Consider the following 10,095-nt stretch of genomic DNA (forward strand, 5'->3'; position numbering starts at 1 on the left):
TGGCTCGTCCTAGCTGCATAAGGAGAATTTCCATGCCGCTGACCGCCCCGCAGGACATCGCCACCCTGCTCACCGAAACCCGCACCATCGCGCTGGTCGGCATATCCGATCGGCCGGAACGGGCCAGCTATCGCGTCATGGCTGTCCTTCAGGACCATGGCTATCGTGTCCTGCCGGTCAATCCGCAGATTGCGGGCGAACATGTCCATGGCGAATTTGTCTGGGGCCGCCTGTCCGACATCGGCGAACCGATCGACATGGTAGATATTTTCCGGCGCAGCGAAGCCGCCGGAGAGGCCGTAGACGACGCCATCGCCGCCGGCGCTAAGGCGGTCTGGATGCAACTCGGCGTTATGGATGAAGCCGCCGCTGCCCGTGCCGAAGCGGCGGGCCTCAAGGTCGTGATGGACCGTTGCCCGGCAATCGAAATACCCCGTCTGGGCATCGCGCCGGTCAGCGCCGATTAACGCTTTCCACCCGGCCATCGCGCCCCTATCAGTCGGGCCATGGCTCGCCCCTCGCGCACAATATCTGACCGTAGCAAGGGCATCGACCGGCGCACGCTGCTGGTCGGCGGCGGTGCGGCGGCGGGGTTGCTTATCGCCTGGGGCGTCTGGCCGCGCGAGTACCAACCCAACCTCAATGCCGGTCCCGGCGAAACGATCGTCAACGCCTTCCTCAAGATCGACCGGTCGGGGCAGGTGATCGTCATCGTGCCGCAAACCGAAACGGGGCAGGGGGTGACCACGGTCCTGCCGCAGATATTGGCCGATGAACTGGGCGCAGACTGGCGCACGGTCGCGGTGCAAAGCGCACCGATCAGTCCGCTCTATGCCAATACGTTGCTGGCCCGCGAATGGCTGGCGAGCGACTGGACGCACTTGCTGGGCGACGCGGGCGATTGGGCGATCGGCCAATATGCGACGCGCAGCGGCCTGATGCTGACCGGCGGCGGCACGTCGATTCCTATGTTCCATGACGCCTATCGCGATGCCGGTGCGGCGGCGCGGGTGCTGTTGTGCAAGGCGGCGGCAGCGCGCTGGTCGGTGCCGTGGGAAAGCTGCGACATCGTAGATGGCCTGGTCTCCGACGGCAGCGAGCGGCGGCTGAAGATCGGCGAGTTGGTCGAGGAAGCGACGCAGTTCGACCTCCCCGCCATCCTGCCTTTGCGCCAGGGGCAGGACGGCCGTTTGTCGGGCCAGGACGTCCCCCGGCTCGACACCCCCTCGAAGATCGATGGCAGCCATAATTTCGCCGCCGACATCCGTTTGCCCGACATGGTCCATGCCTCGATCCGGCAAGGGCCGATCGGCGACGCGATCCTCGCCGGGCTGGACGAGCGATCAGCAAGCGCCGTTACGGGCTTCCTCAAACTGGTCCGCACCGAACGCTGGGTCGCTGCGGTCGCCACCAACTGGTGGGCGGCGAACAAGGCGCTGGACCTCGCCGATCCGGTCTTCACCTTGCGCGGCAAACCGGTCGATAGCGCTGCAATCGACGCCGCGCTGGAAGCGGCCTTTTCCGGCTCTGCGGGACGTCGCCTCTATGCGCAGGGCGACCTGCTCCCGGTGTTCGAGGGCGCGACCATCTTGGCCAGCGAATATCGGGTCGAGGCCGGTCTGCACCTCGCGCTCGAACCGCTCTGCGCCACGGCGCGGGTGGGACAGGAGGGCGCGGAAGTCTGGATGGCAACACAGGCACCCGGATTGGCCCGCGCCGCCATTGCCGCTGCGCTGGGCTTCTCCGAAACCGCCGTCACCCTCTATCCGCTGCACGCTGGCGGTTCCTTCGGGCGCAAGATGGACTGGGACGTCGGTTTGCAGGCCGCCCTGATCGCGCGCGATGTGGGCCGCCCGGTGCAACTGCTCTGGTCGCGGCTGGAGGACGTGGTGCAGGACCGGCCCAGCGCGCCCGCGCAAGCGCGCATGGCCGCGAAGATCGGGCGCAACGGCGCGATCGAGGGCTGGCTGGCGAAAGTCGCTGCCCCCTGCGCCATGACCCAGACCTGGGCACGGATCGCCGATGGCGCGTTGCCCCATGCGGCGGCAGCGCAGACGGCGGATAAGGCATCCCGCCTGGCGGTGGCGGGCATGGCACCGCCCTATGCGATCCCCAACTGGGCGGTGGATCATTATCCCGCCGATGTCGGCCTGGCGCTGGGTTTCACGCGGAGCAATGCGCATCTGCACGGCGCTTTCTTCACCGAAAGTTTCGTCGATGAACTCGCGCACCTCGCGGGGATGGAGGCGATGTCCTTCCGTATCCAGATGCTGGGCGGCAATCCGCGCCTCGCCCATTGCCTGTCCACTGCAGCGGCGATGGGCGGCTGGCAGGGCGGCATAGCGGGCAGCGGGCAGGGGCTTGCCGCGCACGCTATGCAAGGCGGCTATGCGGCGGTGATGGTCGAAGCATCGATGCGCGGCGACCGGCTGAGCGTCAACCGCATGATCGCGGCGGTCGATGTCGGTGATCAGGTCCACCCCGACATTGCCCGGCAGCAGGTCGAGGGCGGCCTCATCTACGGCCTCGCCTTTGCGATGGGGGCGTCCGTGCCTTATGCACGCGGCCTGCCGACCCGCGCGATCCTGGGCCGAATGAATTTGCCACGCCTCGCCGATATCGGCGAAGTGACGGTCGAACTGATCCGCAGCACCGCGTCCCCCGTCGGCGTTAGCGATCTCGCCGCGCCGCTGGTCGCGCCTGCTATCGCCAATGCATTGTACACATGGACAGGTCAGCGTTTGCGCAACCTGCCGCTATTGGCCACGATATGACCCTGCCCCCCAACCATCCCGCCATTCCGACCCCCAAAGTCGGCGTCCTCCTCATCAACCTCGGCACGCCCGATGCGCCCGACGCCGGATCGGTGCGGCGCTATCTCGGCGAATTCCTGTCCGACCGCCGCGTGGTCGAACTGCCGCCGATCCTGTGGCAGCCGATCCTGCGCGGCATCATCCTGACCACCCGGCCCAAAAAATCGGCCCATGCCTATCAACAGGTGTGGACCGACCAAGGATCGCCGCTCGCCTTCCATACCCGCGACACGGCACTGGCACTTCAACAGGCGATGGGGCCGGGCGTCACCGTCGATTGGGCCATGCGCTATGGCAATCCGTCGATCGCTTCGCGCCTGTCGGCAATGAAGAAAGCGGGCTGTGATCGCATCCTGCTCGCGCCGCTCTATCCGCAATATAGCGGGGCGACCACGGCAACGGCCAATGACGCGGCCTTCGCGGCGCTCAAGGCGATGCGCTGGCAGCCGGCCATCCGCACCTTGCCGCCTTACCATGACGATCCGGCCTATATCGCGGCGCTCAAGACTTCTATCGACACACATGTCGCGGCGCTCGATTTCGCGCCGGACGCCATGCTCGCCAGCTTCCATGGCATGCCCGAACGCACCTTGCATCTGGGGGACCCCTATCATTGCCAGTCAGTCAAGACCGTCCGCCTGCTGCGCGAAGCACTGACGCTGCCGGTCCATATGAGTTTCCAGTCGCGCTTTGGCCGGGCGAAATGGCTGGAGCCGGAGACCGAAGCAACGCTTGCCGGATTGGTGCGCGATGGTGTCCGTAATATTGCTGTCGTAACGCCCGGATTTTCCGCCGACTGCCTTGAAACATTGGAAGAAATCGCGCTGCGGGCAAAAGAGGCCTTTTTGTCTGCCGGTGGCGAAAAATTCGCCTATTTACCCTGTCTAAATGCTTCATCGGACGCTATCACTTTGTATCAGAGGCTGATCGGCCGAGAGCTTTCGGGCTGGATCGACCAGCCCGGCTAAGTAGGAAGAGGATGCGCATATGGCGAGAGTAGCGATCGTGACCGGCGGTACGCGGGGCATTGGCGAGGCGATCAGCCTGGCGTTGCGGGACATGGGCTATACCGTTGCGGCCAATTATGGCGGCAATGACGAAAAGGCGAAGGCCTTTACCGAGCGCACCGGCATCGCCGCCTTCAAATGGGATGTAGGTGATCATCAGGCTTGTCTCGATGGTTGCGCCGCCGTGGCCGAGCAGCTTGGTCCGATCGACATCGTCGTCAATAATGCGGGCATCACCCGCGACGGCGTGCTGGCCAAGATGAGCTTCGACGACTGGAATGAAGTCATGCGCATCAACCTCGGCGGCTGCTTCAACATGGCCAAGGCGACCTTTGGCGGCATGCGGGAGCGCGGCTGGGGCCGGATCGTCAATATCGGGTCGATCAACGGGCAGGCCGGCCAATATGGCCAGGTCAACTATGCCGCCGCCAAGTCGGGCATTCATGGCTTCACCAAGGCGCTGGCGCAGGAAGGCGCCAAGGCAGGTGTCACCGTCAATGCCATCGCGCCGGGCTATATCGACACCGACATGGTTGCGGCCGTGCCCCCTGCCGTGCTGGAAAAGATCGTCGCCAAGATCCCGGTCGGTCGCCTGGGCCAGGCGAGCGAAATTGCGCGCGGTGTCGCCTTCCTGTGCAGCGAGGATGCGGGCTTTGTGACTGGCACGACCTTGTCGCTCAACGGCGGGCAGCATATGTATTGATGGACATTGGCGACCCTGTTGATGGCCCCAACGGGCCAATGGGGTCGCCCTTTGCCCCTCCGGTCAAACGGAGCGTGACGATCGCCGGCCATCAGACCGCGATCAGCCTGGAGCCCATTTTCTGGGACGCGCTGCGGCTTGCCGCCCAACGCGCCGATCTGCCCCTTAACGCCTTGATAGCTCAAATCGACGTGATGCGCATGGCTGCGACCACGCCCCCCAATCTCGCGAGCGCCATTCGCTGCTGGCTTTTCGCGGGCGTTGACCGCCAAGATAATAATTAGTCGCAATAGCGTTGACTCTGCGAAGCGTTCGCAATAATTGATCCCCAAGCAATAAGGGGGATCAATATCCATGTCGAATAAAGCATCTGCGCCGTCCTTTCTGGCGTTGTCCTGCGTAGGCGCGATTGCCTTCGCCACTACGGCGCATGCGCAGGATGGGGCCGCCACTCCTCGGTTGGGCGGCGTGACCGTTACGGACACGGCCATCGATGAGCCTGCGGTGAAGGTGGAAAAGGCGGAATCGCCCAAATATGTGCGGCCGCTGCTCGACACGCCGCAGACCATCACCGTGATCGGCAACCAGACCATCCAGAAGCAGAATCTGCTCACCCTGCGCGACGTGCTGTCCACCATTCCGGGCATCACCTTCGGCGCGGGCGAAGGCGGCGGTGGTTATGGCGACAGCATCAACTTGCGCGGACAGAGCGCCAACACCGACATCAGCATCGACGGTGTGCGCGACAGTGCGCAATATAGCCGGACTGACCCTTTCAACATCGAACAGATCGAAGTCACTAACGGCGCCAATTCCGTATTCGGCGGGTCGGGTGCGATCGGCGGCAACATCAACATCGTCACCAAGCGTCCCAAGGGCTATGACGAGACGCTGGTGCAGGCGGGTATCGGCACGTCCGATTATTATCGTGCGACGATCGACAGCAATGTGCGCGTGTCGGACTTCGTCGCGGTGCGCCTCAACGCCATGTATCATGAAAATGACGTCGCGCGCCGTGATGTGGATCGGTACGAGCGCTGGGGTATCGCCCCCTCGGTCAAGTTCGGCGTGGACGGCCCGACATCGCTGACGCTGCTCTATACGCATCAGGAAGATAAGAATACGCCGCTTTATGGCGTGCCCTATTACAAGAACGCGCTCTATGACGGTCCGCTGCCGGGCGTTCCCTATAGCGGCTATTATGGCTATAAGAACATCGATCGCCAGGACCAGGTGATCGACCAGGCCACTGCCATCTTCGACCATCGCTTCAGTGACCTGCTCGCGGTGCGGAACCTGTCGCGCTGGCAGCGGGTGGAACAGAATCTGATCGTCAATCCGCCGCAGGGCACTTATTGCCTCGCCAACGGCCAGACGCCCACTGGCGCGGCCTGTGGCGCAGGGCAGGTCGCCGGCACCTATTATCCGAGCGGTCCACGCGGCGGGTTCCGCAACTCCGTGAACGACACGCTCTACAACCAGCTCGACCTGAGCTTCACCATTCCGGGTGGCCACTCGCTGGTGCTGGGCACGTCGATGTTGCAGGAAGATTATGCGCTGGATAACGGCAATGTCCTGCGCAATGCAGGCGGAGCGACACCCAATCCGGTGCTTGATCCGATCAGCATCAGCAATCCCAATGCCGTCTATACCGGCCCAGTCAATGCGATCCGGTCGGGGCATCAGGATGGCGACCTGTTCAACGTCGCGGCCTATGCCTTCGGGGCGGTCAAGATCGTCGAGCAACTGGAGATTAATGGCGGCGTCCGCTGGGAACATAATCGCGCGCGCTTCCGGTCCGACACGATCGCCACCCCGGCGGCGGGCGGTGCCTACACGACAGGCGTATCGCAAAATGCGACCGATGACCTGTTCTCCTACCGCATCGGCCTGGTCTACAAGCCGGTGGAGAATGCCAGTCTGTATGTCGCCTATGGCAACAGCAAGAATCCGACGGCGACGACCGTCAGGTCGGGCTGTGGGCTGGCGACGGCCGCAAATTTGAACAATGACCCTTGCGAAGCGAAGCCGGAACAGGCGGTCAATTACGAGATTGGCGGCAAGATCGACCTGTTCGATGCCAAGTTGCAATTGACCGCATCGCTGTTCCGCAACGAGCGCACCAATTATCGCGTTGCCAGCAACGATCCGCTGATCGGCACCTTGCCGGTCAATGACGGGCGCAACCGGGTGGATGGCGTGACGTTGGGGGCAACGGGCAACATCAGCGATGCCTGGACGATCTTTGCCAACTACACCTATCTGGATAGCAAGGTGATCCAGAGCATTTCCGATTATCGGAAATCGCAGGGCGAGGTCGATACCCAGGCTGGCAACCCGATGCTGAACACGCCCAAACATTCGGGCAGCCTGTTCACCACCTATACGCTGCCCTTCGGTCTCGAACTTGGTTATGGCCTGACCTATCAGGGCAGCTGGTATCTGAGCAACGTGTCCGGCGCGCCGATGTACAAGGCCGATGATTATCTCGTGCATCGGGCGATGCTCTCTTATCCGATCACGGAAAAGTTCAGCGCCCAGCTCAACGTCCAGAATTTCACCAACGAAAAATATTATACCAGCGTCCGCAACAACGGCTGGGCTAATCCCGGCGAAGGGCGGTCGTGGGTGCTGACGCTGGGTTACAAGCTGTAAGCCCATCCCCATACCCCGGCACGTCCCGGCCGGGGCAGGGCGGGCAGCGATCACTCCAACCTCCTCGGTTCGCTGTCCGCCCGCCACTGCATCGCGCTAAGCCGCAATTGATTCGCATTAGGCTTTGCGGTATCGACACGCGAACCAAGGACGGGAAGGGAGGCGCTGTCATGTTGCATGCCGCAATTCGGCCGATCGACGACGATATCGTCATGTCCGACCCGCCGGGCGCGTCGTGGGTTGCAGCCATTGCGCCATCGACGGCCGCCGTCGCACCGGGCCGATATGGCGCGCGGTCGCGTCCGAATATCGCAGCCATCCTTGCCATTCTCTTTGTCCATATCCTTCTGATCGCTGCACTGATCCAGATGCGCAGTCATGTGTTGCGGGCGCAGGAAGCGAAATTGACGGTGGTGAACCTCTCTCCGCCACCGCCGCCACCCGCTGCGGAATCGCCGCCCCCGCCACCTTCCGCGCCGCAAGTGGTCGCGCCGCCGCCGATCGTGCGGACTCCCGCGCCTGTGCCGACGGTTCAGACAACGCCCGAACCGGCACCGGTCTCGGTGGCCGCGCCCACCATGGCGGTGACGCCCGGCCCGGTCGCGCCGATCGCCGCGCCGCCTGCGCCGCCCAGCATCGTCCAGGGCGGTGACCTAAGTGCGCAAATGGTGGCGGGCAAACCACCGCGCTATCCGATTGAGAGCCGTCGCAAGCGGGAGCAGGGCACGGTACTGCTGACGCTGGTGCTGGGCCTGGATGGGGCGGTCGAGACGGTCGCCGTCAGCCAGAGCAGCGGCTTTGCCCGGCTTGATGCTGCCGCGCGGGATGCGGTGAAGGGCTGGCGCTGGAAGCCGATGATCCGCGACGGGCAGCCGGTGCGGGTGCGCGGCGTCGTCGAAATCCCCTTCATCCTGCGGTCCGACGCCGCGTAACGGATTTTTCTCTCATGCTGATCGCCATTCCCGACCTGCTCGATGCGGCAGGCATTGCCGCCATCCGGGCGCTCATTGATCCGGCGGACTGGGTCGATGGCAATGTGACGTCGGGTCACCAATCGGCACTCGCCAAGCGCAACCTGCAATTGCCCGAAGACTCGCCCGCCGCGCAGCAAGCGGGGCAGGCCATCCTCGACGCGCTCGGCCGGTCGTCGCTGTTCATCGCCGCCGCCCTGCCGCTCAAGATTTTTCCGCCCTTGTTCAACAGCTATGCGGGCGGGCAGGCCTTTGGCGTGCATGTCGACAATGCTGTGCGGATTCAGGCGGGAACGGGCTTTCGCGTGCGATCCGACCTGTCGATGACCGTGTTTCTTGAGGCGCCCGACGCCTATGATGGCGGTGAATTGACGATCGAGACGCAGTTCGGGGTGCAGCAGGTGAAGCTGCCTGCGGGCCATGCGGTGCTTTATCCCTCCTCCTCGTTGCACCGGGTCGAGCCGGTGACGCGGGGGCGGCGGGTGGCGAGCTTCTTCTGGCTGCAATCGATGATCCGCGACGATGCGGCACGGCAGATGCTGTTCGACCTCGACCGCAGCGTGCAGGGCGTCGCCGCCGCGCTGGGGCAGGATCATGACGAAGTGATCCGGCTGACAGGCGTCTATCACAACCTGCTGCGCCGTTGGGCCGACGCCTGAGGGGCGTTTCTGGCGCGCAGCACGCGCCATGTGGGTCACAGCGCGAAGTTCACACCGTCGTTGGGCCATTGCACAGCGATTTGCGCCAATCGTACCGCCGAAGTGCGCGGGACGTGCCGCCTGCATATCATCGACGCGACAGTGACGCGCCACATATGCGTCATCTACGCGCCGGTGATGCGACGTGTCTGGGGGGCGGTCATGGACAGAAGTGTAAGGGGCCGCGGGCGTCATCCATCAGGATAGACCAGAGAAAATCCTACATTGGAAGTGGGCGCGGTTTTGGCTGACGAAGGAGGAATGGCAAGGAACGACCAATCACGGGCACTCCGTCACATGATCCGCACCGCTAAAACCGGCCACTCATTCAGATGACAAGTCGAAGGCTGAATGGCGCAATGGGTGGAGAGCGGACGTGCCCCCGATCTAGCTATCACTGTCAGCCAAGCTTGAAAGTTCACCTTGCCAAAAAGTCCCCACTTCTAATGACGGAGGATCCGCGCTCTGGGCTGAACGTGCAAAAACCTCTCTGACGTCTCTCGGCACAAAACCATCAAGGAAGGCGTCATCGCCACCCGTCGCAATAGTTTCGGAAACAAGGGTCCGGTAGGCCAGCAAGCAATCAGCCAACTTTTCTACAGATGAGTTCACAAAAGTTCGGCGATCCGCTTCGTGGTCAAGCATCCACACCACGCCATCCCCAGCTATCACGAGCGGATTTCCGCTACCGTCCGATCCAATGCCATAATACCCGGCGACGCGGTCCGGCTGAAGCCATTCAAGACTGATCGGACCAAATGACAAATAGGGAGCAGCCTCCCATGGCAATCCAGCTTCGAACAGAAACTTCCTTGCGCTGTCGGGTATCGGTGCCACTGCAATGATTTCCTGCGGGAAGTGCCGCAAAACGTCGTTCTCCGATTGCCACTCAACTTGAAACGTCGTCGCGTCCATGGTGTTGCCTTCTGACCCAAGGTGGACAGCTTGGAGTAAGATGCCAATGGCCGCAATTGGCCCGATTATTGCCGAATGATTTTTTCCGCGCAACGTCAGCTTTCGGCAATCAACTCCCCAAAAGTTGACTGTCCCCTAACCACCCCTTTCCGTCATGCCGGGCTTGACCCGGCATCCATTAGCTCAGGGGTGCGACGTCATTGACAGGGTGAGGCTCATGGACCCCTGTGAGTTCACAAACGAAGTGCAACACCTCACACAGGTGCTGCCATGTCGAAATACAGCCAGTTATCGATTGAGGAGCGATGTTCGATTGCCCGGCTTCGCGAAGCC

Annotated in this window: 9 protein-coding genes; 8 read left to right on the forward strand and 1 reads right to left on the reverse strand. The window is 62.9% G+C overall.

The window, feature by feature from the left end:
• The first annotated feature begins 32 nt into the window (after positions 1 to 32).
• From SxD43FB_RS13635 to SxD43FB_RS13670, 8 genes are all read left to right on the forward strand, one after another.
• Positions 33 to 467 carry a CoA-binding protein gene (locus SxD43FB_RS13635; RefSeq protein ID WP_096062639.1) on the forward strand — a complete coding sequence of 145 codons (435 nt, stop codon included), beginning with the start codon at positions 33 to 35 and terminating at the stop codon, positions 465 to 467.
• A 39-nt stretch (positions 468 to 506) separates the two neighbouring features.
• Positions 507 to 2,774: a molybdopterin cofactor-binding domain-containing protein gene (locus tag SxD43FB_RS13640; protein ID WP_096062640.1), complete on the forward strand. Its 2,268-nt coding sequence runs from the start codon at positions 507 to 509 to the stop codon at positions 2,772 to 2,774.
• Positions 2,771 to 3,781, forward strand: coding sequence for a ferrochelatase (gene hemH / locus SxD43FB_RS13645; RefSeq protein WP_096062641.1), 1,011 nt, complete (start codon positions 2,771 to 2,773; stop codon positions 3,779 to 3,781). Before SxD43FB_RS13640 ends, hemH begins: the two co-directional genes overlap by 4 nt.
• 19 nt (positions 3,782 to 3,800) lie before the next feature.
• On the forward strand, positions 3,801 to 4,523 hold the full coding sequence (gene phbB, locus SxD43FB_RS13650) for an acetoacetyl-CoA reductase (protein ID WP_069065083.1): 723 nt from the start codon (positions 3,801 to 3,803) through the stop codon (positions 4,521 to 4,523).
• Positions 4,523 to 4,807 carry a ribbon-helix-helix domain-containing protein gene (locus SxD43FB_RS13655; RefSeq protein ID WP_096062642.1) on the forward strand — a complete coding sequence of 95 codons (285 nt, stop codon included), beginning with the start codon at positions 4,523 to 4,525 and terminating at the stop codon, positions 4,805 to 4,807. The genes phbB and SxD43FB_RS13655 overlap by 1 nt, the downstream gene beginning before the upstream one ends.
• A 70-nt stretch (positions 4,808 to 4,877) precedes the next feature.
• Positions 4,878 to 7,178, forward strand: a complete 2,301-nt coding sequence (locus SxD43FB_RS13660; RefSeq protein ID WP_096062643.1) for a TonB-dependent siderophore receptor — start codon at positions 4,878 to 4,880, stop codon at positions 7,176 to 7,178.
• Between the two features lie 170 nt (positions 7,179 to 7,348).
• Complete coding sequence (locus SxD43FB_RS13665; protein ID WP_096062644.1) at positions 7,349 to 8,110, forward strand: TonB family protein; 762 nt, start codon at positions 7,349 to 7,351, stop codon at positions 8,108 to 8,110.
• A 14-nt stretch (positions 8,111 to 8,124) separates the two neighbouring features.
• Positions 8,125 to 8,808, forward strand: a complete 684-nt coding sequence (locus tag SxD43FB_RS13670; RefSeq protein WP_096062645.1) for a Fe2+-dependent dioxygenase — start codon at positions 8,125 to 8,127, stop codon at positions 8,806 to 8,808.
• A gap of 426 nt (positions 8,809 to 9,234) precedes the next feature.
• Here the strand turns inward: SxD43FB_RS13670 and SxD43FB_RS13675 are convergent, their stop codons facing one another.
• On the reverse strand, positions 9,235 to 9,762 hold the full coding sequence (locus SxD43FB_RS13675) for an SUKH-4 family immunity protein (RefSeq protein ID WP_096062646.1): 528 nt from the start codon (positions 9,760 to 9,762) through the stop codon (positions 9,235 to 9,237).
• Positions 9,763 to 10,095 lie beyond the last annotated feature (333 nt).

Origin of the sequence: Sphingobium sp. D43FB, assembly GCF_002312805.1 — a bacterium.
Taxonomy (GTDB): domain Bacteria; phylum Pseudomonadota; class Alphaproteobacteria; order Sphingomonadales; family Sphingomonadaceae; genus Sphingobium.

Coding starts and splice junctions, on each gene's coding strand:
- SxD43FB_RS13635 (WP_096062639.1), top strand. CDS start 33: ATGCCGCTGACCGCCCCGCAGGACATCGCCACCCTGCTCACCGAAACC.
- SxD43FB_RS13640 (WP_096062640.1), top strand. CDS start 507: ATGGCTCGCCCCTCGCGCACAATATCTGACCGTAGCAAGGGCATCGAC.
- hemH (WP_096062641.1), top strand. CDS start 2,771: ATGACCCTGCCCCCCAACCATCCCGCCATTCCGACCCCCAAAGTCGGC.
- phbB (WP_069065083.1), top strand. CDS start 3,801: ATGGCGAGAGTAGCGATCGTGACCGGCGGTACGCGGGGCATTGGCGAG.
- SxD43FB_RS13655 (WP_096062642.1), top strand. CDS start 4,523: ATGGACATTGGCGACCCTGTTGATGGCCCCAACGGGCCAATGGGGTCG.
- SxD43FB_RS13660 (WP_096062643.1), top strand. CDS start 4,878: ATGTCGAATAAAGCATCTGCGCCGTCCTTTCTGGCGTTGTCCTGCGTA.
- SxD43FB_RS13665 (WP_096062644.1), top strand. CDS start 7,349: ATGTTGCATGCCGCAATTCGGCCGATCGACGACGATATCGTCATGTCC.
- SxD43FB_RS13670 (WP_096062645.1), top strand. CDS start 8,125: ATGCTGATCGCCATTCCCGACCTGCTCGATGCGGCAGGCATTGCCGCC.
- SxD43FB_RS13675 (WP_096062646.1), bottom strand. CDS start 9,762: ATGGACGCGACGACGTTTCAAGTTGAGTGGCAATCGGAGAACGACGTT.